Annotated in this window: 21 protein-coding genes and 1 pseudogene; 13 read left to right on the top strand and 9 right to left on the bottom strand. The window is 69.7% G+C overall.

Annotation, left to right across the window (positions count from 1 at the left end):
* Window positions 1-18: 18 nt before the first annotated feature.
* From ACF1B9_RS10795 to ACF1B9_RS10785, 3 genes are all read left to right on the top strand, one after another.
* Window positions 19-984 (top strand): sugar phosphate isomerase/epimerase family protein, encoded by a 966-nt coding sequence (locus ACF1B9_RS10795; protein WP_391740951.1) that lies wholly within the window; start codon window positions 19-21, stop codon window positions 982-984.
* 102 nt (window positions 985-1086) lie between these two features.
* Entirely contained in the window at window positions 1087-1500 is a 414-nt protein-coding gene (locus ACF1B9_RS10790) for a peptidoglycan-binding protein (protein WP_391740952.1), read from the top strand.
* 261 nt (window positions 1501-1761) lie between these two features.
* On the top strand, window positions 1762-1959 hold the full coding sequence (locus ACF1B9_RS10785; RefSeq protein WP_351080521.1) for a MerR family transcriptional regulator: 198 nt from the start codon (window positions 1762-1764) through the stop codon (window positions 1957-1959).
* Between the two features lie 131 nt (window positions 1960-2090).
* Here ACF1B9_RS10785 and ACF1B9_RS10780 read toward each other — a convergent pair.
* Window positions 2091-2491, bottom strand: a pseudogene (locus tag ACF1B9_RS10780) (MMPL family transporter); the annotation flags it as partial.
* Window positions 2492-2671: 180 nt separating this feature from the next.
* Between ACF1B9_RS10780 and ACF1B9_RS10775 the strand changes: the two are divergent.
* The 3 genes from ACF1B9_RS10775 to ACF1B9_RS10765 all read left to right on the top strand — a co-directional run bounded on the left by ACF1B9_RS10775 (window position 2672) and on the right by ACF1B9_RS10765 (window position 6748).
* Window positions 2672-3685: a PrsW family intramembrane metalloprotease gene (locus tag ACF1B9_RS10775; RefSeq protein WP_391740953.1), complete on the top strand. Its 1014-nt coding sequence runs from the start codon at window positions 2672-2674 to the stop codon at window positions 3683-3685.
* Window positions 3686-3773: 88 nt separating this feature from the next.
* Window positions 3774-4085 carry a heavy-metal-associated domain-containing protein gene (locus tag ACF1B9_RS10770; RefSeq protein ID WP_391740954.1) on the top strand — a complete coding sequence of 104 codons (312 nt, stop codon included), beginning with the start codon at window positions 3774-3776 and terminating at the stop codon, window positions 4083-4085.
* Between the two features lie 146 nt (window positions 4086-4231).
* Window positions 4232-6748, top strand: a complete 2517-nt coding sequence (locus tag ACF1B9_RS10765) for a heavy metal translocating P-type ATPase (protein ID WP_391740955.1) — start codon at window positions 4232-4234, stop codon at window positions 6746-6748.
* A gap of 498 nt (window positions 6749-7246) precedes the next feature.
* On the opposite strand, the gene ACF1B9_RS10760 is transcribed toward ACF1B9_RS10765, so the two are convergent.
* The gene (locus tag ACF1B9_RS10760; protein WP_361439705.1) at window positions 7247-8545 is read right to left on the bottom strand and encodes a citrate synthase; all 1299 of its coding nucleotides are present in this window, start codon (window positions 8543-8545) and stop codon (window positions 7247-7249) included.
* Between the two features lie 129 nt (window positions 8546-8674).
* Complete coding sequence (locus ACF1B9_RS10755; protein ID WP_391740956.1) at window positions 8675-10975, bottom strand: ATP-dependent RecD-like DNA helicase; 2301 nt, start codon at window positions 10973-10975, stop codon at window positions 8675-8677.
* 222 nt (window positions 10976-11197) lie between these two features.
* On the opposite strand from ACF1B9_RS10755, the gene ACF1B9_RS10750 reads away from it, so the two are divergent.
* On the top strand, window positions 11198-11716 hold the full coding sequence (locus ACF1B9_RS10750; protein WP_391740957.1) for an SRPBCC family protein: 519 nt from the start codon (window positions 11198-11200) through the stop codon (window positions 11714-11716).
* A gap of 116 nt (window positions 11717-11832) precedes the next feature.
* On the opposite strand, the gene ACF1B9_RS10745 is transcribed toward ACF1B9_RS10750, so the two are convergent.
* Both ACF1B9_RS10745 and ACF1B9_RS10740 read right to left on the bottom strand, forming a co-directional pair.
* Complete coding sequence (locus tag ACF1B9_RS10745) at window positions 11833-12747, bottom strand: RNA repair domain-containing protein (protein WP_391740958.1); 915 nt, start codon at window positions 12745-12747, stop codon at window positions 11833-11835.
* A 122-nt stretch (window positions 12748-12869) separates the two neighbouring features.
* A complete protein-coding gene (locus ACF1B9_RS10740; RefSeq protein ID WP_391740959.1) occupies window positions 12870-13382 on the bottom strand; it encodes a DinB family protein in 513 nt (170 codons plus the stop codon).
* A 219-nt stretch (window positions 13383-13601) separates the two neighbouring features.
* On the opposite strand from ACF1B9_RS10740, the gene ACF1B9_RS10735 reads away from it, so the two are divergent.
* The 4 genes from ACF1B9_RS10735 to ACF1B9_RS10720 all read left to right on the top strand — a co-directional run bounded on the left by ACF1B9_RS10735 (window position 13602) and on the right by ACF1B9_RS10720 (window position 17385).
* Window positions 13602-13910, top strand: a complete 309-nt coding sequence (locus ACF1B9_RS10735; protein WP_391795900.1) for a ferrous iron transport protein A — start codon at window positions 13602-13604, stop codon at window positions 13908-13910.
* Window positions 13907-15844 carry a ferrous iron transporter B gene (locus ACF1B9_RS10730; protein WP_391740960.1) on the top strand — a complete coding sequence of 646 codons (1938 nt, stop codon included), beginning with the start codon at window positions 13907-13909 and terminating at the stop codon, window positions 15842-15844. Before ACF1B9_RS10735 ends, ACF1B9_RS10730 begins: the two co-directional genes overlap by 4 nt.
* Window positions 15841-16419 (top strand): NifU family protein, encoded by a 579-nt coding sequence (locus ACF1B9_RS10725; protein WP_391740961.1) that lies wholly within the window; start codon window positions 15841-15843, stop codon window positions 16417-16419. The genes ACF1B9_RS10730 and ACF1B9_RS10725 overlap by 4 nt, the downstream gene beginning before the upstream one ends.
* A gap of 498 nt (window positions 16420-16917) precedes the next feature.
* Window positions 16918-17385 carry a transglycosylase SLT domain-containing protein gene (locus ACF1B9_RS10720; RefSeq protein ID WP_391740962.1) on the top strand — a complete coding sequence of 156 codons (468 nt, stop codon included), beginning with the start codon at window positions 16918-16920 and terminating at the stop codon, window positions 17383-17385.
* A gap of 309 nt (window positions 17386-17694) precedes the next feature.
* On the opposite strand, the gene ACF1B9_RS10715 is transcribed toward ACF1B9_RS10720, so the two are convergent.
* From ACF1B9_RS10715 to ACF1B9_RS10705, 3 genes are all read right to left on the bottom strand, one after another.
* Window positions 17695-18522: a sugar phosphate isomerase/epimerase family protein gene (locus ACF1B9_RS10715; RefSeq protein ID WP_391740963.1), complete on the bottom strand. Its 828-nt coding sequence runs from the start codon at window positions 18520-18522 to the stop codon at window positions 17695-17697.
* Window positions 18519-19664 carry a dihydrodipicolinate synthase family protein gene (locus tag ACF1B9_RS10710; protein ID WP_391740964.1) on the bottom strand — a complete coding sequence of 382 codons (1146 nt, stop codon included), beginning with the start codon at window positions 19662-19664 and terminating at the stop codon, window positions 18519-18521. The genes ACF1B9_RS10715 and ACF1B9_RS10710 overlap by 4 nt, the downstream gene beginning before the upstream one ends.
* A 119-nt stretch (window positions 19665-19783) precedes the next feature.
* Window positions 19784-20935 (bottom strand): Gfo/Idh/MocA family protein, encoded by a 1152-nt coding sequence (locus tag ACF1B9_RS10705; protein ID WP_391740965.1) that lies wholly within the window; start codon window positions 20933-20935, stop codon window positions 19784-19786.
* A gap of 139 nt (window positions 20936-21074) precedes the next feature.
* Here ACF1B9_RS10705 and ACF1B9_RS10700 point away from each other — a divergent pair, with 139 nt between their 5' ends.
* Both ACF1B9_RS10700 and ACF1B9_RS10695 read left to right on the top strand, forming a co-directional pair.
* Window positions 21075-22160, top strand: coding sequence for a LacI family DNA-binding transcriptional regulator (locus ACF1B9_RS10700; RefSeq protein WP_391740966.1), 1086 nt, complete (start codon window positions 21075-21077; stop codon window positions 22158-22160).
* A 113-nt stretch (window positions 22161-22273) separates the two neighbouring features.
* Complete coding sequence (locus tag ACF1B9_RS10695) at window positions 22274-23062, top strand: sugar phosphate isomerase/epimerase family protein (protein ID WP_391740967.1); 789 nt, start codon at window positions 22274-22276, stop codon at window positions 23060-23062.
* Between the two features lie 57 nt (window positions 23063-23119).
* On the opposite strand, the gene ACF1B9_RS10690 is transcribed toward ACF1B9_RS10695, so the two are convergent.
* A complete protein-coding gene (locus ACF1B9_RS10690) occupies window positions 23120-24109 on the bottom strand; it encodes an EamA family transporter (RefSeq protein ID WP_391740969.1) in 990 nt (329 codons plus the stop codon).
* Between the last annotated feature and the right edge of the window lie 53 nt (window positions 24110-24162).

The raw sequence follows: 24162 nt of genomic DNA, 5'->3' as shown, positions 1-24162 counted from the left end.
GCCGGGAGGCTGGACGGCATGACCTCCTCCGCATTGGCTCCGGCCCGTATCCGTATCGGTTCGGCACCCGACTCGTGGGGGGTGTGGTTCCCCGACGATCCCCGGCAAGTGCCCTGGCAGCGCTTCCTCGACGAGGTCTCCGCGGCGGGTTACGAGTGGATCGAACTCGGCCCGTACGGCTATCTCCCGACCGACCCGGCCCGCCTCGCCGACGAGACCGGCCGCCGCGGACTCACGGTCTCGGCCGGGACCGTTTTCACCGGATTGCACCATGGACCCGACGTCTGGGACCGGACCTGGGCGCATGTCGCCGACATCGCGGCACTCACCCGGGCGATGGGTGCCGGGCATCTGGTGGTCATCCCGTCGTTCTGGCGCGACGACCGGACGGGCGAGATCCTGGAGGACCGCAGCCTGACCGCGGAGCAGTGGCGTCACCTCACCACCCAGACGGAACGGCTGGGCCGCGAGGTGCGGGAACGCTTCGGGTTGCGCATCGTCGTCCATCCGCATGCCGACACGCACATCGACGGCGAGGAGAACGTCAGCCGCTTCCTCGACGCCACCGATCCCGACCTGGTCTCGCTCTGCCTCGACACCGGTCACTACGCCTACTGCGGCGGTGACAGCGTCGAGCTGATCGAGACCTACGGCGAACGGATCGGCTATCTGCACCTCAAGCAGGTCGACCCGGAGATCCTGGCCGAAGTCGTGGCGCACGAGGTGCCGTTCGGGCCGGCCGTGGCACGCGGCGTGATGTGCGAACCGCCGGGCGGGGTACCCGCACTGGAACCCGTACTCGCCGCCGCCCGCAAACTGGACGTGGACCTCTTCGCCATCGTCGAACAGGACATGTATCCGTGCCCGCCCGACAAGCCCCTCCCCATCGCCCGCCGCACCCGGGACTTCCTCCGCTCCTGCGGTGCCCCGCGCGCCGACGGCCCCGGCCGGAGCCCGGACACGCCGAACGATCCCGGGAAGTGACGAAGTGACGGCGCGCGGTGTTGTGCTCGACGAGACGCCGGTACGCGGTCCCGGCCGCGCCCGCCGCCGAACGCCCCGCCACCGCACGAGGAGCAACTCGCCATGATCCGAAAGATGCTGTCGTTCCGCAGGACGGCCGGGGCCCCGGCCCTGGCCGCGATCGTCCTGGCCGCCGCCCTCGCCACGGCCCCGGGAGCCGCCGCCGACGCGCACAACCCGCCGCCACCGCCCGGCTCCAGCCCGGTCTGCGCCTTCTACGACGGCGACGGGCCGACCTTCTTCGGGGAGCGGGGCGAGCGGGTCTCCCAGGTGCAGTGCATGCTGGCCAACCGCCACTATCTGCCGTGGTCCGCGCTCGACGGAACGTTCGGACCGCAGACCCTCCTCGCCGTGCAGCGCTTCCAGGCGGACCACCCGCCGCTCGCACCGAACGGCCTGGTCTCCCCGGCCACCTGGTCGGCGCTCTGGCACGCGGGGCCGAGTCGCACCACCCCTCTCCCCTATCCGCCGTCGTGACTCCGGTCGCCGGACTCCTCTCGCCAAGGGGTTGTCCCGTAATCCCTCGAACACCATGTGCTCCTTCTGTCACAGAGATCCATCTCTCGTCACAGGTGTCTTCGGTACGCGGGGCTTTCGTCACAGGCGCTCGACAGCCCCTCCCCGGAACTCACTCCGTTTCGTTGCACCGGGCACTGACTGAGTGATCGTCAGCGTCGATACCGCGGCTCCCCCGGCGGCCTCCCCCGGCTGCCGCCGCAGTGCAGAGAGGTGTCACTTATGACGGACAGAAGACTCTGGTCCTACAAGGACATTGCCGCGCACATCCGGGTGCAGCCGGACACCGTCCGCTCCTACCGCAAACACGGTCACCTCCCACCACCCGACCATGTGGAGGGCGGCAAGCCCTACTGGTACGCGGACACCATCCGTGCCTGGGTCGCTTCAAGACCCGGCAACAGAGGGCGCGGTCACTGATTGCCTCCGGTCCCGTACGGCGAGCGGTCCCCACCCGCCGCCGCACGGGACCCCACTCCTTCACCGGGGCGTGCGACCGCCCTTCGACGGTTCGACGACGATCACCTGCGCCACGGGCAGCCGGGCAGCCGCGCGGATCCCATCAGCTTCATCACGGAAGGAACCAGCAGGCTGCGCACCACCATGGCGTCCATCAGCACGGCCAGCGCGATACCGAGGCCCAGCATCTTGGTGTTGGTCACCCGTGAGGTGCCGATGGCGACCATCACCACCGCCAGGACCACGGCTGCCGCGGTGATCAGCCCACCGGTGTGCCGCAGCCCGAAGGTCACCGACCGCTCGTGCTCCCCGGTGCGGTCGTATTCCTCCTTGATCCGGGAAACATCGCCGTGAGACTCAGCGCGTTGAGCACGACCGTCTGAAGGGGGATCAGCACACTTCCGGTGAGCAGGAAGGCCAGGAACAGCGTCACCACGACGATGATGCCCACCGCCCAGGGCAGCCGGTCGGCGATGGCGTGCTTGGAGTCGATCGTCGACCGATGCGCCGCCACTGTCCACGAGCAGCAGCAGATTCGGCTGGGACGCGGGGAACTCGCGCTCCACCTGGAGCCACTGGTCTGCGACGCCCCGCCCCCCACTCCCCCGAATGCCCGATAGCTCCATACCTCATAGGATTCGGGCAATTCAGGAGATATGCGCAGGGAGTACGCATGAACCGGTACACCGATCCCGGCAATCCGTCACCCGCCACCCCTTCCGGCCGGCGGTCAGGACCCGTTCCACCGCACCCCCAGGACCCACCGGAGCCACCACAGCCGCGCCCAGGACTCTGGAAACGGTGCCTGTGGGGCGGCGCAGTCCTCTGGATCCTGACCGCGGTCGTCACGTACGCCACCCAGAACACCACTCTGCTGCCGACCCTCATCCTGCTCGGCAGCTTCCTGGTCCCGGCCGCCTTCGTCCTGTGGGCGTACGAACGACACGGCCGCGACCTCGGGGTGAACCTCATTCTCGGCTGCTTCCTGATGGGCGGGATCCTGGGCGTGCTCGGCGCCTCCGTCATGGAGTACTACCTGCTGAATCCGTCGCTCTGGATGTTCCTGGGTGTCGGGCTGATCGAGGAGGCCGTGAAGCTCGCGGCGCTGATGTTCGTACTCCGCCGCCACACCCACATCCACGGCATGCGAGCCGGACTGGTGCTCGGCGCGGCGGTCGGATTCGGGTTCGCCGCCCTCGAGAGCGCGGGCTACGTCTTCAACGCCGCCGTCACCATGAAAGGCATCGATCTGCGCGCCCTGCTGGAGACCGAGGTACTGCGCGGGGTACTCGCGCCGTTCGGGCACGGCCTCTGGACGGCGATCGCCGGTGGTGTCCTGCTCTCCTTCCGCAGACCGAACGGGCGTTTCCGGTTCGCCGCACCCGTGATCGCCACCTACCTCGGCGTCGCCGTGCTGCACTCGCTCTGGGACTCGATGCACGGCATCGCGATCTGGCTGGTCGCCCAGGTCACCGACACCGGCCTGAGCCGCGCACTCTTCGCGCAGGGGTACATCCCGGCCCCCACCGAGGAGCAGCAGCATCTGTTCACGCTGTTCTCGGTGGGCGGCCTCATCGTGATCACGTTCGTCGCACTGGCCTGGCTGCGATCACTGGCACGGAGCGCGCGCAGCAGACAGGGAGGCGCTCACAGCGAAGGGTGGGGAGCTCGCGTTCATACCCCCTAGGGGTATAGTGTGATGACTGTCGGGGCACGCCGGCCCTCCCGGACCCCTGACACCACGCCCTTTTGTGCTCGTCGAAGAGGAGAACACCATGACCGCCGAGACCCAGCTCCCCCAGGCCACCGGCTCCTGCTGCTCGCCCAGTGGTTCCTGCCACGACGGCGCGGACACCGGCGACCGGGCGGCGGACGGCGTGACCACCGTGTACCAGGTGTCCGGCATGACCTGCGGGCACTGCGAAGGCGCGGTCTCCGAGGAGATCTCCGGCATCGAGGGGGTCACCTCGGTGAAGGCCGTCGCCTCCACCGGCCGGGTGACCGTGACCTCCCGGGCCCCGCTGACCGAGGACGCCGTGCGCACCGCGGTCGACGAGGCCGGCTACGAGCTCGTCGGCCAGGCCTGAACGCCACCGGTACACACCCGATACGCCGGATACACGAAATCACCCGTATCACCTGCATCACCCGTATCACCCCCTTTACCGCCGGGCCGGACCCACCAGCAGATACTGGTGGGGTACGGCCCGGTCGGCGTTACAGGAGTTCGGACATGCACAGCGCAACACAGGCCGAGACCCCGGCAGCGGGAGGTTCTCGGGCCGAACTCGCGATCGGCGGGATGACCTGTGCCTCCTGCGCGGCCCGTGTCGAGAAGAAGCTCAATCGGATGGACGGCGTCACCGCCACCGTCAACTACGCGAGCGAGAAGGCCCGCGTCTCCTTCGGTCCCGGTATCGACCTCACGGATCTGATCGCCACGGTCGAGAAGACCGGATACACGGCGCGGCCCGTACGCCGCCCCGAACCGGCATCTCCCGCCCCGCCGCGGGCCACGCCCGCGTCAGCCGCCATGCCGGTGTCGCCCCCTTCGGGCGGCGCGCCGGTCACACGCGCGGGCGCCGTCACGGACCTTCCCGAGGACGGCAGCCCACGCAGCACCAACGTTCGAGCCGCCGAGAACTCGACGGCCACCGGCAGCGACCTCCGGACCGGCGCCGAGGCAGACACCGGAGCCGGAGCCGGAGTGGGGGTCGACGCCGCAGTCGCCGCCGGTCTCTCCGAGCCGAGCACCGACCCCGCCGAACGGAGCGCGGCCCTCGCCCTCGCCGCACTGCGGCAACGTCTGCTCGTCTCGGCCGTCCTCGCCGTCCCCGTCGTCGTACTCGCGATGGTCCCGCCCCTCCAGTTCGACAACTGGCAGTGGCTCTCCCTCACCCTCGCCGCCCCCGTGACCGTCTGGGGCGGGCTGCCCTTCCACCGCGCCACCTGGACCAACCTCCGGCACGGTGCGGCCACGATGGACACCCTGGTCTCGGTCGGCACACTCGCCGCCTTCGGCTGGTCCCTGTGGGCGCTGTTCTTCGGTGATGCGGGCATGACCGGGATGCGGCACGGCTTCGACTTCACCGTCTCGCGCGCCGGAGCCTCCTCCACCCTCTACCTGGAGGTCGCCGCCGGCGTCGTGACCTTCATCCTGCTGGGCCGCTACCTGGAGGCGAAGTCGAAGCGGAAGGCCGGCTCCGCGCTGCGCGCGCTGATGCACCTGGGAGCGAAGGACGTCACCGTCCTGCGGGGTGGTACGGAGGTACGCCTCCCCGTCGCCCGGCTCGTCGTGGGCGACCGTTTCGTCGTCCGTCCCGGCGAGAAGATCGCCACCGACGGGACCGTCGTCGGAGGCGTCTGCGCCGTGGACGCCTCCATGCTCACCGGCGAGTCCGTTCCGGTCGACGTGGGCGTGGGCGACCCCGTCACCGGGGCCACTGTGAACACCTCGGGCCGGCTCGTCGTGAAGGCGACCCGGGTCGGTGCCGACACGCAGCTGGCCCGGATGGCGAAGCTCGTCGAGGACGCCCAGAACGGCAAGGCCGAGGTGCAGCGCCTCGCCGACCGGATCTCCGCGGTATTCGTCCCCGTGGTGCTGGTGCTCGCCCTGGCCACGCTGATCGCATGGCTGCTCGTCACGGACGACGTGACCGCCGCGTTCACCGCCGCTGTCGCCGTACTGATCATCGCCTGTCCCTGTGCCCTCGGCCTCGCCACTCCCACGGCCCTCATGGTCGGTACGGGCCGTGGCGCCCAGCTCGGGATCCTGATCAAGGGACCGGAGGTCCTGGAGGCCACGCATCGCATCGACACGATCGTCCTCGACAAGACCGGCACCGTCACCACCGGCCGGATGACCCTGCAGGACGTCCACCCCGCACCCGGTACCGACGAGAGCCGGCTGCTGCGGCTGGCCGGGGCGCTGGAGCACTCCTCCGAGCACCCCATCGCCCAGGCCGTCGCCGCCGGCGCCACGGAACGCATCGGCGGCCCCCTCCCCGTCCCCGTGGACTTCGCCAACGTCGCGGGGCTCGGCGTACGCGGCACGGTCGACGGGCACCAGGTACTGGTCGGCCGTCCGCAGCTGCTCACCGACGCGGGCATCGACGTCCCCGACAGCCTGTCCGGCGCCGTGGCCGACGCGGCGGCCCGCGGCCGTACGGCGATCGCGGTCGCCTGGGACGGACAGGCACGCGGCGTCCTCGCCGTCGCCGACGCGGTCAAGGAGTCGAGCGCGGCGGCCGTCGCCGAGCTGCGCGGGCTCGGCCTCCGCCCCGTTCTGCTGACCGGCGACAACCGGGCCGTGGCGGATGCCGTGGCCCACGCCGTCGGGATCGACGAGGTCCACGCCGAGGTTCTGCCCGAGGGGAAGGTCCACGTCATCGAGCAGCTCCGGGCCCGGGGGCGCACCGTCGCCATGGTCGGTGACGGGGTCAACGACGCGGCCGCCCTCGCCACCGCCGACCTCGGCCTGGCGATGGGGACGGGTACGGACGCCGCGATCGAGGCCAGCGATCTCACCCTCGTTCGTGGAGATCTCAAGGTGGCGGCAGACGCGATCCGGCTCTCCCGGCGCACCCTGACCACCATCAGGGGCAACCTGTTCTGGGCATTCGGTTATAACGTTGCTGCCCTACCCCTTGCGGCATTTGGCCTGCTCAACCCTATGATTGCGGGAGCGGCGATGGCGTTCTCATCGGTCTTCGTCGTGACGAACAGCCTGCGGTTGCGTGCCTTCACGTAACTTCCACAAAGAGATTTAGATCACACCGGTTTCAGGGTAACCATCTGGTGGGTTCGCGAGTCTTAGAGTGCGATGCCAAGGATGTCTTGGGGGATGTCCGTCGAAGTGTCTTGGGGGACGCTTCGGGCAAGCGTTGGCCGGGGCACGTGCACCGGGGAGCTTTGAGCGGCCCTCCCGTGCGTACGTACCCCGGCGGACCGCACGGGAAGTACAAGTGAAGAGCGCAGTTCGCAGTGGGTGAGGAACGCCCAGGAGCTTCGGCTCCCACAGACGCCCGGCCGGATCCCGTGGGGGGAATCCGCTCGGGGATATGGGAAGCGCCTCGCTGTCGGCCCGTGGGGGGATCGATGGCGGGGCGCTTCTCGCTGTCGACCCGGCAGCGGCCGCACGGGGCCGGGCATGCAAATCGCCCCGGTCACCGCGCTCTGTGCGAAAGCGCGGTACACGGGGCGAAGACAACCGGCCTCGACGGCCGGGGCGGTGCGGGGTGGTACGAGGTCAGCGACCCTCGACCGGGACGAAGTCGCGCAGGACCTCACCGGTGTAGATCTGACGCGGGCGGCCGATGCGGGAACCCGGCTCCTTGATCATCTCGTGCCACTGGGCGATCCAGCCGGGAAGCCGGCCGAGCGCGAAGAGCACGGTGAACATCTCGGTCGGGAAGCCCATGGCCCGGTAGATCAGACCCGTGTAGAAGTCCACGTTGGGGTAGAGGTTGCGCGAGACGAAGTACTCGTCGGAGAGCGCGTGCTCCTCCAGCTTCAGCGCGATGTCGAGCAGCTCGTCGGACTTGCCGAGCGCGGACAGCACGTCGTGGGCGGCGGCCTTGATGATCTTGGCGCGCGGGTCGAAGGACTTGTACACGCGGTGTCCGAAGCCCATCAGCCGGACGCCGTCCTCCTTGTTCTTCACCTTGCGGATGAAGGAGTCGACATCGCCGCCGTTGGCCTGGATGCCTTCGAGCATCTCCAGCACCGACTGGTTGGCGCCACCGTGCAGCGGACCCCACAGCGCCGAGATGCCGGCGGAGATCGAGGCGAACATGTTCGCCTGCGAGGAGCCGACCAGACGCACGGTGGAGGTCGAACAGTTCTGCTCGTGGTCCGCGTGCAGGATGAGCAGCTTGTCGAGCGCGGAGACGACGACCGGGTCCAGGTCGTACTCCTGGGCGGGGACCGAGAAGGTCATGCGCAGGAAGTTCTCGACGTACCCGAGGTCGTTGCGCGGGTAGACGAAGGGGTGGCCGATCGACTTCTTGTAGGCGTACGCGGCGATCGTCGGCAGCTTGGCCAGCAGCCGGATCGTCGAGAGGTGACGCTGCTCCTCGTCGAACGGGTTGTGGCTGTCCTGGTAGAACGTGGACAGCGCGCTGACGACCGAGGACAGCATGGCCATCGGGTGGGCGTCGCGCGGGAAGCCGTCGAAGAACCGCTTGACGTCCTCGTGCAGCAGCGTGTGCTGGGTGATCTCGTTCTTGAAGGCCGACAGCTCGTCGACCTTGGGAAGCTCGCCGTTGATGAGGGTGTACGCGACCTCAAGGAACGTGGAGCGCTCGGCGAGCTGCTCGATGGGGTAACCGCGGTAGCGCAGGATGCCCTGCTCACCGTCGAGGTAGGTGATGGCGGATTTATAGGCTGCGGTGTTGCCATATCCGCTGTCCAGCGTCACGAGACCGGTATTGGACCGGAGCTTCCCGATGTCGAAGCCCTTGTCGCCGACGGTGCTGTCGATCACCGGGTAGGTGTACTCGCCGTCGCCGTACCGCAGTACTACAGCGTTGTTGGTGTGCTCGCTCACGTCATCCCTCACCGACGTAGTGCCTCTTCTTCGAGGTTCCCTGACTGTCTCCACCCTCCCCCATTTGGCTCAGGAGAGTGCACTCGGGGTCGTCCATTGGACCTACTCGCGGCACTGAGTGCCGCGAGCCTACTCATCCTGCCCCCTTGACTCCGGTTCCGGAAGGCCTCCGTGATGTTTCCCACCGATTTGATCGATCATTTTTTCCGGGGATCCTCCGCCCTGCCGCCCTGACAGCCGGTAATCCAGCGCCGTACAGCGTCTGCCTGCGGAAACTGTGCGGACCGCCTGGCCGATCGCCTGCCGCGAGCCGACCAGCACGACGAGCTTCTTGGCCCTGGTCACGGCGGTGTACAGCAGGTTTCGCTGGAGCATCATCCAGGCGCTCTTCGTGACGGGGATGACGACGGCCGGGTACTCGCTGCCCTGGGAGCGGTGGATCGTCATGGCGTACGCGTGGGCCAGCTCGTCGAGCTCGTCGAAGTCGTAGGAGATCTCCTCGTCCTCGTCCGTGCGGACCGTCAGTTTCTGTTCGTCCAGGTCAAGGGCGGTGACGACGCCGACCGTGCCGTTGAAGACGCCGTTCTCCCCCTTGTCGTAGTTGTTGCGGATCTGCGTGACCTTGTCGCCGACCCGGAAGACCCGGCCGCCGAACCGCTTCTCGGGCAGGTTCGGGCGGCCCGGAGTGATGGCCTGCTGGAGGAGCCCGTTGAGTGTGCCCGCGCCGGCGGGACCGCGGTGCATCGGGGCGAGGACCTGTACGTCACGCCGCGCGTCCAGCCCGAACTTGGCCGGAATGCGGCGGGCGGCGACATCCACCGCGAGCACGCCCGCGTCCTCCGTCTCGTCCTCCACAAAGAGGAAGAAGTCCTTGAGGCCCTGGGTGAGGGGCGGTACGCCGGAGTTGATGCGGTGTGCGTTGGTGACGACTCCGGACTGCTGGGCCTGGCGGAAGATCGTGGTCAGCCGGACCGCAGGAACGGGGCCGCCGTCGGCCAGCAGATCGCGCAGCACCTCCCCCGCGCCGACCGACGGCAGCTGGTCGACGTCCCCGACGAGCAGCAGATGGGCACCGGGTGCCACGGCCTTGAGCAGTTTGTTGGCGAGCAGCAGATCCAGCATCGAGGCCTCGTCGACGACGACGAGGTCGGCGTCCAGCGGGCGGTCCCGGTCGTACGCGGCATCGCCCCCCGGCTTCAGTTCGAGCAGCCGGTGCACGGTGGAGGCCTCGGCCCCGGTCAGCTCGGAGAGCCGCTTGGCCGCCCGCCCGGTGGGCGCGGCCAGTACCACCTTGGCCTTCTTGGCGCGGGCCAGCTCCACGATGGACCGGACGGTGAACGACTTCCCGCAGCCGGGCCCCCCGGTCAGGACGGCGACCTTGCGGCTGAGCGCGAGCCGTACCGCGGCCTCCTGTTCGGGGGCCAGATCCGCGCCCGTACGTGTGGCGAGCCAGGCCAGCGCCTTGTCCCAGTCCACGTCCGCGAAGGCCGGCATCCGCTCCTCCGGCGTCCGCAGCAGCCGCTGCACCTGGGCGGCGAGGGCGACTTCGGCCCGGTGGAACGGCACGAGGTAGATCGCGGTGACCAGTTCGCCGCCCTCGGGCGACGGCACCTTCTCCCGTACGACGCCCTCCGGGTCCTCGGCCAGTTCCGCGAGGCACTCGATGACCAGCCCCGTATCGACCTGGAGCAGCTTCACGCCGTCGGCGATCAGCCGCTCCTCGGGGAGGAAGCAGTGTCCCTGGTCGGTGGATTGCGACAGCGCGTACTGCAGACCGGCCTTGACCCGCTCCGGGCTGTCGTGCGGGATGCCGACGGCCTGGGCGATCCTGTCGGCGGTGAGGAAGCCGATGCCCCAGACGTCGGCGGCCAGCCGGTAGGGCTGGTTCTTCACCACGGAGATCGAGGCGTCCTCGTACTTCTTGTAGATGCGGACGGCGATGGAGGTGGAGACACCGACCCCCTGGAGGAAGACCATCACCTCCTTGATCGCCTTCTGCTCCTCCCAGGCGGCGGCGATCATCTTCGTCCGCTTCGGCCCGAGCCCGGGGACCTCGACCAGCCGCTTCGGCTCCTGCTCGATGATGTCGAGGGTGTCGACACCGAAGTGCGTGGTGATCCGGTCCGCCATCACCGGTCCGATGCCCTTGATCAGCCCGGAGCCGAGATACCGGCGGATGCCCTGGATGGTGGCGGGCAGCACGGTCGTGTAGTTCTCCACCGTGAACTGCTTGCCGTACTGGGAGTGCGAACTCCAGCGGCCCTCCATCCGCAGGGACTCGCCGACCTGTGCGCCGAGCAGCGAGCCGACGACGGTCAGCAGATCACCCGCGCCCCGGCCCGTGTCGACGCGCGCGACCGTGTACCCGTTCTCCTCGTTGGCGTAGGTGATCCGCTCAAGCACACCTTCGAGGACGGCCATGTTGGACATGGTCCGACGCTATCGGTTCCCACCGACAACGCATTCCCGGCCTCGGAGGTCGCCCGTTTCCTGTGGTGACGGCGCCTGAGCAGCGCTGTCCGGACCGCCGGGAGCACAGCCGGGCCAGGGCCTGTTGCGTCCATGGTCCAGGATGCGTCCATGGTCCAGGATCGGAATGATCAGCAACTCCGGTGTGAGGAGGACGCCTTGGTATACGTCGATGGTCCGAGCGTGCACAGTGTTGTCCATGTCGAGGCAGCCGTACCACGGGTCTGGGAGCTGGTGACGGACATCCGCCTGCCGGCCCGGTTCAGCCCGGAGTTGCGGTGCGTCGCCTGGCTCGACGGGGCGAACGGGCCCGTGGTGGGCGCACGCTTCGAGGGCTTCAACCACCACCGGATGCTCGGCGAGTGGCGGACCGTCTCCCACGTGATCGAGGCGGACGAACCACGCGTGTTCGCCTGGGCCGTCATGGACGCGGACGGCCGATACGGCGAGGTGACGCTGGACCCGGCGCGGTCCATGGCGACCTGGCGCTACGAGATCGAGGCCGAGGGTTCGGGCACCCGGCTGCGGCAGGCGGTCCGCCTCGGTCCGGGCCGCAGCGGGATCACCGCAGCCATCGAGAGCCGGCCGGACCGGGAGCGGGAGGTGATCGCCTTCCGGCTGAAGGAACTGCGTGCCGGGATGGAGACCACCCTCCAGGGCATCAAGACGCTCGCCGAGGAGGGCGGTCGTACCAGCGGCTGAGGGCTGTCCCGTAATCCCTGGCGGGCGCACGACGACAGCTACGGCACCTCGCCGCGGTGTCGGAACGCCTTGGGAAGCTGCTGTCCGGCGGCGCTCTGCCCCAGCCGGCCATGGCCTCATCTGTCGGTGATCCCGGAGAGCCATGCCGTGTCCTCCGGGCCCGGCGCTCCGGGGCCGGGCTCGGGCAGCCGGCGGACCTCGCCCGTTCCCAGGGCGACCGTGGCCCGTGGCCGCATCGGCCCGTCGCCCCTGCGTGAGAGCAGGACGACTTCCCGGACTGTCGCCGCCATGGTGTCGAGCCGGGTGACACAGTCGGCGGTGACTCGCCGCGGATCCCGGGTCCGGCCCAGGGACAGATGTGGGGTGAAGTTCTCGGCGGGCCCACTGCAGCGCGGGAACCGCTGCTGCAGCATGCGGTGCAGGTCGGCCCACGGCGCCTGGCCGGCTGCCGCCGGGTCGAGCCACACGGTGGAGTACGCCCTGTGCCGGAAGGTGCGCACCCCGTACAGCCGGGCGGTGAAGACCGGCGTCTCGGCCGTCGCCGCGGCAAGCAGCGGGGCGGCCCGCTCGAAGTCGGACTCCGGCACGAAGCCGAAGAGCACATTGACGTGCGGCGGCCATCGGTGGATCTGCGGATCGTGATCCCGGCGGATGTCCTGGATCGGCGGCCACAGCTCCGCAGGCGGAATCCAGGCCACCGCTGTGCGGGCCGTCGGGGGCACGTCGAGGACGCCGACAAGATCGCCCCTGCCGGAGCTCGTGTCGAAGCCCGGGTCCGCCTGCGGGTCCCGCGCCCGGCCGGCGCCCGACGCATCGATGCGGTCCACGCCCATGGCCCGGTCCCAGACCACCTCGCCGTCCGCCTCGATGAACACCACCCGGTGCCAAGGGATGTCGCCCCCGGGCACGAACGAAAGCAGCGGGATGCGTGTGCAGGCACCCTCACGTCGGCTGATCCCCAGCACGAACCGGGCCGGGTCGAACCGCGGATCCCAGCGGACCCGGTGATAGATCTCGTCGCTGGTTCGCATCACGCCTCCTCGCCCACTCACGCCGCGACCCACCGGACCGCCGCTTCGGTGCGGCTTCACATAGTCCACCTTCACCACGTCCGGCATGTCGGGCAGCTTCTCCCGGCCGGTCAGGCCGGCTCTCAGGCCCCCGTCCGGCCGTCGATGCGCTCGCGGACGAGGTCGGCGTGCCCGCAGTGGCGGGCGTACTCACCGATCATGTGGGTGTAGATCCAGCGCAGGGTGACCTGACCGCCCATGAACGGGCTGGTGTCGTCGAGGGACCGGGCGGCACAGTTCGCCCTGGCCCGCTCCACCTCGGCCTGCCATGCCGACAGCGCCTGTTCGTAGCCGGCCCCCTCGACGAGGTCGAACCCGCCGTCATGCCCCGACGGTTCGGCATCGGGGGTGAAGATCGGCGGCGCGTCCTCCTGAACCAGGACACGACGGAACCAGTTCCGCTCGACCTCCGCCATGTGCTGGACAAGGCCGAGCAGGCTGATCGGCGACGGCTCGACGGATGCCTCACGCAACCGCTCGTCGTCGAGGCCCTCGCACTTCTGGGCGAGGGTGGTGCGGTAGAAGTCCAGCCAGCTCGCCAGGGAGGTCCGCTCGTCAGCGTCCAGGGGTGGCATGACGCGGTCGGGAGTACTCATGGGCGACAGCCTGGCACGAGGGACTGACAGCGGCAGTGATCACCGGGGCTGCCTCCGCCGGGTCTCCGTCCACCAGGCCCGCGTCGTGCGCGATCTTGTTGCGGCGGTCTGAGTTCCGCGGCCTTCCCTGGGGTCCGGCGTCGGGAAAGGGCCCATATTGCTACTACCGGGAGAAATGGTTAGCCTGCCCTAAGTTGCTCAGGGGTCCCGGGATTGAGGATGTCGATGGTCTCATTGCAGTTGGGTGCGCGCCTCAAGAGCGGTCCGTCCGCGCCGGCGGATTCAGCGGGGGACGCGCGACTGGCCGACCTGCGGCCCGGGATGAGTGGCCAGGTGATCGACATCGACGAGTCGGTCGAGCCGAGCACCGCGCGACGACTGTTCGACTTGGGGTTCGCCCCCGGCGCGGAGGTCACCGTGCTGCGGAAGGCGCCGCTCGGCGACCCTGTTGTCTTCCAGATCGCGGAGTACGAGGTGGCACTGCGCAAAGCGCAGGCCGTCGGCATTCATGTACGGCGCATTGCATGAGCGCACACTGCGGCCCGGTGGCCCAGACGGTCACCGGCAAGACTCGTCTGGCTCTGGTCGGCAGTCCGAACTCGGGCAAGAGCACGCTTTTCAATGCCCTGACCGGCCTGCGGACCAAGACCGGCAACTACCCCGGTGTGACCGTCGCGCGCTACGAGGGGATGGCGCGTGTCGGCGAGCACGAGGTGGTCATCGAGGACCTGCCGGGCACCTACAGTCTCGACCCGATCAGCCCGGACGAGCAGGTCGTCGCCGATGCGCTCGACCCGGACAACCCGGGCATCGGCACACCCGATGGGATTCTCGTCACGATCGACGCGACGACGCTGCGTCGTTCCCTCGGGCTGCTCGCCCAAGTCATGCAGACAGGCCTGCCGATCTGTGTGGTACTCACCTTCCGTGACGAACTGGCCCGTCGCGGCGGCACCCTTGACGTCTCGGCCCTGCGTCGTGCTCTGGGTGTGCCGGTCGTCGGGGTGACGAGCGGGTCACGCAACGACCTGGCGCAGTTGCAGTCCATGCTGCTCGACTCGGCCGCGTGGGAGCGGCCGGTCGTTCCGCCGCCCACCGATCCCTCACAGAGGTGGGCCTGGGTGGAGTCGCTGCTGCAGAGCGCGGGCTACGAGGTACCCGAGGTCGACCGCCGCACGCGGCGCATCGATTCCGTGCTGTTGCACCCGCTGTGGGGCACGCTCATCTTCTTCGCGACCATGTTCGCGTTCTTCCAGATCATCTTCACCGTCGCGACACCGCTGCAGGATGCGGTGCAGAGCCTCTTCGACCGGCTCGGCACGCTGGTCACCGAATACGTCTCGAACCCGCTGCTCTCCGGCTTCCTGGGCAGCGCCCTGATCGGCGGCGTGGGCGGCGTCCTGGTCTTCCTGCCACAGATCGCCCTGCTGTTCCTGATGATCTCGCTGCTGGAGGGCAGCGGCTACCTCTCCCGCGCGGCATTCCTGATGGACCGGCTCATGGCCAAGGCCGGGCTGGAGGGCCGGGCGTTCGTCGCCCTGCTCTCCTCTCTCGCCTGCGCCATCCCGGGCATCATGGCCACCCGCTCCCTCCCGTCGGCCAAGGACCGCTTCGCGACCATGATGGGCGCGCCGCTGATGACCTGCTCGGCGCGCCTGACGGTCTATGTGCTGCTGACCGGCCTGCTCGTGAGTCCCGACACCAGGGTCGGGCCCTTCGGCGCCCAGGGCCTCGTCATGTTCGCCCTGTACCTCGTCGGCGCGCTCTCGGCCATGGCGACGGCCTGGGTCTTCAAACGGTTCAGCAGCCGGGGCGGGCCGGTGCTGCCGTTCTACATGGAGATGCCGTCGTACCGGCTGCCGCGGCTGCGGTCGGTGGCGGACGCCGTCTGGAGTGCCTGCAAGGGCTTCCTGTACAAGGTCGGCCGGATCATCCTGTTCGTCACCATCGGGCTGTGGCTGCTGCTCAGCCTGCCCATGCACAGCGATGCGCAACTGCGCTCCGCCGGGGTCGACCCGGCCGACCGGACCGCGGTCTCGGCCTATGAGGTCAACCACAGCTACGCCGCCGACATCGGTCACGCCATCGAACCCGTCTTCGAACCCCTCGGCTTCGACTGGCGGATCAACATCGGCGTGCTGGGATCGCTGTCCGCCCGCGAGGTGTTCGTCGCCACCCTCGGCCAGGTCGCTGCCGCCCAGAACCCCGACCAGCCGGCCGAAACCCTGGCACACATGACGTACACCGACGGGCCCCATCAGGGACAGAAGCTCTTCACTCCGGCCACGACGGCCGCCTTGCTGGTCTTCTTCCTCTACGCGCTGCAATGCATGTCGACCATCGGGGTCATGCGCCGTGAGACCGGCTCGTGGAGATGGCCCGCAGTCGCCTTCAGCTACATGTTCGTGCTGGCCTGGACCATGGCCTTCCTGACGCACACCCTCGTAGGACTGCTGGCATGAGCGTCGTCCCCATGCACCCCGAGGCCACGGCCGACCCGCAGGCCGTCCGCTGGGTGATCCCTGCCGGCACGCTGCCGGTCGTCGGAGAGATCGCCGACGCACCGGACGAGCTCGGGAAGATGCTCCGCTGCGAAGACGTCGCCTCCATCGAGGTGGAGACACAGGCGGTGGTGATCCGGCTCGCCGACGGCCGGAGCTGGTCCGGCACGGGAGCGCGAGTGCGCGACGCGCTCAGCGCCGCACTCCAGCACCCTCAGCGGTGGTGGCCGGCCGAGATGGTCACCGAGGACGACATGCTGCGCGCCGCGCTGCAAGACGTCCTGGACGGATCCGTCGGGGACTACATCCGCTCCCACGGTGGCGAAGTGAGGATCGTGTCCGCCCACGACCGGCACGCGGAGGTGCGGATGGCGGGCACGTGCACGCACTGCCCGGCCGCCGGGTTCACCCTCCACTCCCGTCTCGAGTCGGAACTGCGTGCCCGGTTCCCCGAGCTGGTCGAGCTGCGGGCCACGGAGGAGCCCGGCCAGGCGGCAAGGCACACATGGCTCACCCTGCGCCGCCGCAGCGCGTGACCGTCCAGGGGCGCCGACGGGACCCGTAGTCGCCTCGGCCGACAGGCTGCGCGCGGCTGCCGCCGACAGTCACAGGCTCCTGTCGGCGGAAGGGCTCCGGTCATGGAGGAGCGCGGGCCCCTGGACGAGTCCAGGGGCCTTCCCATTTCCAGCCCTGCCCCCCAAGGCCGTTCCGAATGGATCGACCGCGCTTCCATTGCGCCGCGCTTTTCATTCCTTGCACGGGGGTGAATAGAGAAGTTTTCGCTCGGCGCAGGCAATACACCCGTGTCCGGTTTGGGTGCAATTGACACTTCTGTCGCGTGATACGGGCGATATGACGTGCGTCACCATGATGCGACTTAGTAGGACAAAGAACCCATTTGATGGCTCCTTTGCGGCGATTTCGCACACTGATACTGATCCCCTGTACGTAACCCGATAGTAAAGGGGGTCATTGACCGGAGTTTGGAACTCGCTTAACAATTCCCGACATCCCCACGGAAGAGGTAATTTCCAATGCAGCTCTCCGCGATGTCCAAGAAGTTCGCTCACATGACCCGGACGAAGAAGATCTCGCTCGGCATGGCCGCCGCCGGTGCCGCAGTCGTCGCCGGTTCTCTCGCCGGCGCCCCGGCCGCCTCGGCCGCCGCCCCCGCCCGGTTCGGCGGCAGCGTCGACACCTGGATCAACCAGTCACTGGAGGTCATGCGCGCCCAGGGCATCCCGGGCTCCTACAACGGCATCCACCGCAACCTGATGCGCGAGTCGAGCGGCAACCCGAACGCCATCAACAACTGGGACTCCAACGCCGCCAAGGGCATCCCGTCCAAGGGACTGCTCCAGGTCATCGACCCGACCTTCAAGGCGTACCACGTCCCCGGCACCTCGTGGAACATCTACGACCCGGTCGCCAACATCACCGCCGCCTGCAACTACGCGGCCCACCGCTACGGCTCGATCGACAACGTCAACTCGGCCTACTGATCGGCTTGTGGCGAGGCGGTCTCTCCTGAACGGGACGACCTGGCAGTGCGGGAATCCGCAGGGACGAGTTCCAGGGTACGGGAATCCACAGGGACGAGTTCGGCAGCGCGGGAATCCGCATGAGAGGCCCGGAGACGCGGAATGGGGTCCGGTCAGCAGACCGGACCCCCTCGCTTTCCCCCACCGTCAGGGCTTCCCGATCCCCCCGGATCCCTCCCCGGAAGCACCCGACGACAGATATGACTCGGCGGGGTGCTGGACGGTTGCACGCCTTGACGATCTCTTTACCCTGATGGCAAAAAGGCCCTTTCAGCAGGCGTGTTCGGCGTAGCGGGACGCGACCTCGGCGAGGACTTCGGCGCCGTCGCGGGCCCAGAGGCCCTCGTTGAAGATCTCCACCTCGATCGGGCCGTCGAAGCCGGCGGCCTCGACCAGGGAGCGGAAAGCGCGGAAGTCCACGGCTCCGTCGCCCAGTTGCCCCCGGCCGAGCAGGACGCCCGCCGGGAGCGGGGTGATCCAGTCGGCCAGCTGGAAGGAGTGGATGCGGCCGGCCGCGCCCGCGCGGGCGATCTGGGCGGGTGCCTGGTCGTCCCACCAGACGTGGTACGTGTCGACGACCACCCCCACCTGGTCGGCGGGGAAGCGTTCCGCGATGTCCAGGGCCTGGGAGAGCGTGGAGACGACGCAGCGGTCCGAGGCGAACATCGGGTGCAGCGGTTCGATCGCGAGACGTACGCCGCGCTCGGCCGCGTACGGCGTGAGCTGCCCCAGGGCGTCCGCGATGCGTTCGCGGGCGCCGTGCAGGTCCTTGCTGCCTGCCGGGAGGCCGCCGGAGACGAGGACCAGGGTGTCGGTGGACAGGGCCGCCGCCTCGTCGATCGCGGCGCGGTTGTCGTCCAGGGCGCGGGCCCGCTCCGCCGGGTCGAGGGCGGTGAAGAAGCCGCCCCGGCAGAGGCTGGTGACGGTCAGTCCGTTGTCGGCGAGCAGGGCGGCCGTGCGCTCCACGCCGTACTCCTGGACGGGGGCCCGCCACAGGCCCACCTTGTCGATGCCCGCCTTGGCGCAGCCCTCAGCCAGTTCAGGCAGCGACCACTGCTTGATGGTCTCCTGATTGATGGAGAGACGGCCGTCGCTCATCGGGTGCCTCCGTTGACCGTGAGCAGGGCGCGCATCCGGGACTCGGCCAGTTCCGGATCGGGGAACAGGCCCAGTCGGTCGGCGAGTTCGTACGCCTTCGCCAGATGCGGCAGCGAGCGGGCGGACTGCAGGCCGCCGACCATGGTGAAGTGGTCCTGGTGCCCGGCGAGCCACGCGAGGAACACCACGCCCGTCTTGTAGAAGCGGGTGGGCGCCCGGAAGAGGTGGCGGGACAGTTCGACCGTCGGGTCGAGAAGCTCGCGGAAGCCCTGGGTGTCGCCGGTGTCCAGGACGCGTACGGCGTGGGCGGCCAGCGGACCCAGCGGGTCGAAGATGCCGAGCAGGGCGTGACTGAAGCCCCGGTCGTCGCCCGCGATCAGCTCGGGGTAGTTGAAGTCATCGCCGGTGTAGCAGCGGACCCCGCCGGGCAGGCGGCGGCGTACGTCGATCTCGCGCTCGGCGTCCAGGAGCGAGATCTTGATCCCGTCGACCTTGTCCGGGTGCTCGGCGATGACCTTCAGGAACGTGTCGGTGGCGGCGTCCAGGTCCGACGAGCCCCAGTAGCCCTCCAGCGCCGGGTCGAACATCGGGCCGAGCCAGTGCAGGACGACCGGTTCGGAGGCCTGGCGCAGCAGGTGCGCGTACGTCTCCAGGTAGTCCTCGGGCCCCTTCGCCGCGGCGGCGAGCGCACGGGAGGCCATCAGGATGGCCTGGGCGCCGCTCTCCTCGACGAGCGTGAGCTGCTCCTCGTACGCGGCCCTCACCTCGGCGAGCGAGGCCGGGCCGGCGGGGAGCTGGTCGGTGCCGACACCACAGGCGATACGGCCTCCGACGGCCTTCGCCTCGGCGGCGGAACGGCGGATCAGTTCCGCCGCGCCCGCCCAGTCCAGGCCCATGCCGCGCTGGGCGGTGTCCATGGCCTCGGCGACGCCGAGACCGTGCGACCAGAGATGACGGCGGAAGGCGAGGGTGGCGTCCCAGTCGACGGCGGCCGGTGAGTCGGGGCTGATGTCCGCGAACGGGTCGGCGACGACATGGGCGGCGGAGAAGACCGTACGGGAGGCGAGCGGCGCGCCGCCGGGGGCGAGGTCGAGCGGGGTGGCGCGGGGCTCGTACAGGCCCTGCGGGAGGTGGATGGTCACGGGGTCGGCTCCGATGCTCCGTACGCGGGGTGGATGGTCACGGGATCGCCTCCGACGTCCCGTACGCGAGGTGGCCGGTCAACGGATCGGCTCCGTCGCCCTGCACGCCGGGTGGCTCCTCACAGCGTCAGCTCCGGCACGTCGAGGCGGCGGCCCTCGACGGAGGACTTCAGGCCCAGTTCGGCGAGCTGCACTCCGCGGGCACCGGCCATCAGGTCCCAGGTGTACGGCTCGTCGAGAGCGATGTGGCGCAGGAAGAGCTCCCACTGGGCCTTGAAGCCGTTGTCGAAGACGGCGTTGTCGGGCATCTCCTGCCACTGGTCGCGGAACGACTCGGTGACCGGGAGGTCCGGGTTCCAGACCGGCTTGGGGGTGGCCGAGCGGTGCTGGACGCGGCAGTTGCGGAGTCCGGCGACGGCGGAGCCGTGCGTTCCGTCGACCTGGAACTCGACGAGTTCATCGCGGTTGACGCGGACCGTCCAGGAGGAGTTGATCTGCGCGACGGCGCCGCTCTCCAGCTGGAAGATGCCGTACGCGGCGTCGTCGGCGGTGGCGGCATACGGCTTGCCGCGCTCGTCCCAGCGCTGCGGGATGTGCGTCTGGACGTGCGCCTGGACGGTGGAGACCCGGCCGAACAGCTCGTGGAGCACGTACTCCCAGTGCGGGAACATGTCGACGACGATGCCGCCGCCGTCCTCGGCACGGTAGTTCCAGGACGGGCGCTGGGCCTCCTGCCAGTCGCCCTCGAAGACCCAGTAGCCGAACTCGCCGCGCACGGAGAGGATCTCGCCGAAGAAGCCGCCGTCGATGAGGCGCTTCAGCTTCAGCAGGCCCGGCAGGAAGATCTTGTCCTGGACGACGCCGTGCTTGATCCCCGCGTCACGGGCCAGCCGGGCCAGCTCCAGGGCACCCTCGACGTCCGTGGCGGTGGGCTTCTCGGTGTAGATGTGCTTCCCCGCGGCGATCGCCTTCTTGATCGCCTCGACGCGGGCCGAGGTGACCTGGGCGTCGAAGTAGATGTCGATGGTCTCGTCGGCGAGAACCGCGTCGAGGTCGGTCGACCACTCGGTCAGACCGTGCTGCGCGGCGAGCTCCTCCAGCGCATGCGCGCGGCGGCCGACCAGGACGGGCTCGGGCCACAGCACGTCACCGTCTCCGAGGTCCAGGCCGCCCTGCTCGCGGATGGCGAGGATCGAGCGCACCAGGTGCTGCCGGTGTCCCATGCGACCCGTGACGCCGTTCATGGCAATGCGCACTGTCCTGCGTGTCACGAAAGTTTCCTCCATACACTCGTAGCAAGCGCTTTCTATCGGAGATGACGCTAGCCTGCCGACAGCGGCCCGGACAAGAGGGGGCGCGCCGGCAACCTCTCTCACTCCTCTCACCCCCGACACTCCTCGGAGAAAAGCGATGACAGTCACCCTGGCTGATGTGGCGGCCCGCGCCCGGGTGTCCCCGGCCACCGTCTCCCGCGTGCTGAACGGCAACTACCCGGTGGCCGCGTCCACCCGGGAGCGGGTACTGCGCGCGGTGGACGACCTGGACTATGTACTCAACGGGCCCGCGAGTTCACTGGCCGCGGCCACGTCCGACCTGGTCGGCATCCTGGTCAACGACATCGCCGACCCGTTCTTCGGGATCATGGCGGGGGCGGCGCAGACCGAGATCGGCGGGCCCGGGGACGGTTCCGGCCGAGCGGGCGGCGAGAAGCTCGCCGTCATCTGCAACACCGGCGGCTCCCCGGAGCGCGAGCTGACCTATCTCACTCTCCTCCAGCGCCAGCGCGCCGCCGCCGTCGTCCTGACCGGCGGCGCCGTGGAGGACCCGGCGCACCGGGCGGCGGTCTCCGCCAAGCTGACGAAACTCGCGGACGCGGGCACCCGGGTGGTGCTGTGCGGGCGGCCCCCGCTGCCGGGCAGCGAGGCGGTCGTGGCCTCGCTCGCCTTCGACAACCGCGGCGGCGGGCGACGTCTCACCGAGCATCTGCTCTCGCTCGGCCACCGGCGGATCGGCTATGTCGCGGGCCCGTTGGAGCGGACGACGACCCGCCACCGCCTCGAGGGCCACCGCGCCGCGATGCGGGCGGCGGGGCTCATCGGCGACGAGGTGGGCGCGGGGGAGCAGGACCGGCTCACCGTCCACGGCCCCTACGACCGCCGCTCCGGCTATGACGCGACCCTCGAACTCCTGCGCCGCGAACCCGGGGTGACGGCCGTCGTCGCCGCCAACGACACGGTGGCACTGGGCGCCAGTGCGGCGATCCGGGACCAGGGCCTGCGCATCCCCGAGGACGTCTCGGTGGCGGGATTCGACGATCTGCCGTTCTCGGTGGACGCGGTCCCGGCGCTGACGACCGTACGACTGCCGCTCTTCGAGGCGGGCGCACGGGCGGGGCGGCTGGCGATGGGCAAGGAGGCGCCGCCGCCGGGAGGCATCGCGACGATCGCGGCCGAACTGATGGTGCGGGGGTCGACGGCACCACCGCGGGCGGTGTGAGGCTCCGCCCGGGGCCGGTGGTACCGGCAGGGCAGGTCCCGGGGCCATGATGTGCCGGCCACCGTCCGGTCCACGCAGGGCGGTGGCACGTACCGACGGAAGGAACACCGCACATGAAGCTCGCCTTCTCGACCCTCGGAGTCCCGGGGATGCCGATGGCCGAGGTCGTCCGGCTCGCCGCCGAGCACGGTTATCAGGGGGTGGAACTGCGCGCCCACCCCGAGGAGCCGGTGCATCCGGGTCTTTCGGCACTCCGACGCGCCGACGTCGTCGAGGAGTTCGAGAGGGGCGGCGTCGAGATCCTGACCGTCGCGGGGTACGTCCGGGTCGCCGCCGAGGGGGACGACCGGCCCGTGCTGGACGAACTCGCCGGGCTGGTGGAACTGGCCCACGACCTCGGCGCGCAGTACGTCCGGGTCTTCCCGGGCGGCGGCGACCAGGACCCCGCCGCGGCCGACGCGACCGCCGCCCGGCGGCTGGGCGCCGCCGCTCCGCACGCCGCCGACCGGGGCGTACGGATCCTGCTGGAGACCCATGACTCGCACCGGGCGGGCGCGGACGTGGCCCGGATCGTCGGAACGGTCGGGCACCGGCAGGTCGGGGCGCTGTGGGACATCATGCACACCTGGCTGGCGGGCGAGGAACCGGCCGCCAGCCACGCCGTGCTGGCCCCGCACCTGGCCTACGTACAGGTGAAGGACATCGCGTCGGCCGAGGACACCGAACCACTGGCGCTGGGCGCCGGCGTGCTGCCCCTGCGGGACTGCCTGGACACGCTGGACCCGGACAGCTGGGTCTGCTGGGAGTACGAGAAGCGGTGGCACCCGGGCGCGGCCGAGTTGCCGGGGCTGCTCAGCGCGGGACGGGAACATCTGCTGCGGCTGGGGGCGCCCAAGTCGTAGGCGGACGCGGGCACAGGCACGGGCACAGGCACCGCGCAGTCGCGGTCGCGGTCGTGTTCAGGCCCGCGCCTTCGGCCGCGGCTCCGGTTGCTGTGCCTGCTCCGATTCCGGTTCCTGCTCCGGTTGCTGTGCCTGCTCCGATTCCGGTTCCGGCATCCCTTCCGGCGTCGCCGGTACCGCGGCGCTGGTCCGGCGCGCCCCCGCCAGCGACGTCAGGGCCACCCCGCCCACCAGCAGCGCCGCCGCGCACCACCGCAGCGGGCTCACCGACTCGCCCAGCAGCAGTGCGGCCGACGACATCCCGAAGACCGGGACGAGCAGGGTGAACGGGGCCACCGACGACGCCGGGTGGTGGCGCAGCAGGAAGCCCCAGGCCCCGAAGCCGAAGACGGTGGTGATCCAGGCGACGTAGACGATGATTCCGACGCCGCTCCAGTCGAGCGCGGCCAGCGCGTCGACGTCGCGGTCCCAGCCCTCGAAGAGGAGCGAGAGGCCGAGCAGGGGGAGCACGGGGACGGTCGAGACCCAGACCATGAAGTTGAGGGAGTCGGGCGGCGCGGCCTTGCGGGTCAGCACGTTGGACACACCCCAGCAGGCCGCCGCCGCGATCACCAGGAAGAAGGCGAGCACGGGCCCGCTCGCGCCCTCGTCGACCGCAGCCACGCCGATGCCCGCCAGCGCCACCGCCATCCCCGACATCCGTATTCTTCCCGGACGTTCGCCCAGCGCGAGCGCCGCGAAGAGGGCCGTGAAGACCGCCTGGACCTGGAGCACCAGGGAGGAGAGGCCGGCGGGCATGCCCCGGTCCATGCCGATGAAGAGCAGACCGAACTTCGCCACTCCGAGAACGAGCCCGACCCCCACGATCCACTTCCAGGCGACCTTGGGCCGGCCGACGAAGAAGACCGCGGGCAGCGCGGCGACCAGGAAGCGCAGGGCGGAGAAGAGCAGCGGCGGGAAGTGCCCGAGGCCGATCTCGATGACGACGAAATTGACACCCCAGACGGCGGCCACCAGGGCGGCCAGGGCGATGTGGAGGGGACGCATGCACCGAGGATCACCCGGGCGGACCATGTAGCACCAGCACGGATTCCTTCATG

The sequence above is a fragment of the Streptomyces sp. NPDC014727 genome, assembly GCF_043083485.1.
In the GTDB taxonomy this organism is placed as follows: Bacteria; Actinomycetota; Actinomycetes; order Streptomycetales; family Streptomycetaceae; genus Streptomyces.
Note: the sequence above shows the minus strand (reverse complement) of the source record. Positions and strands in the feature narration are given on the sequence as shown.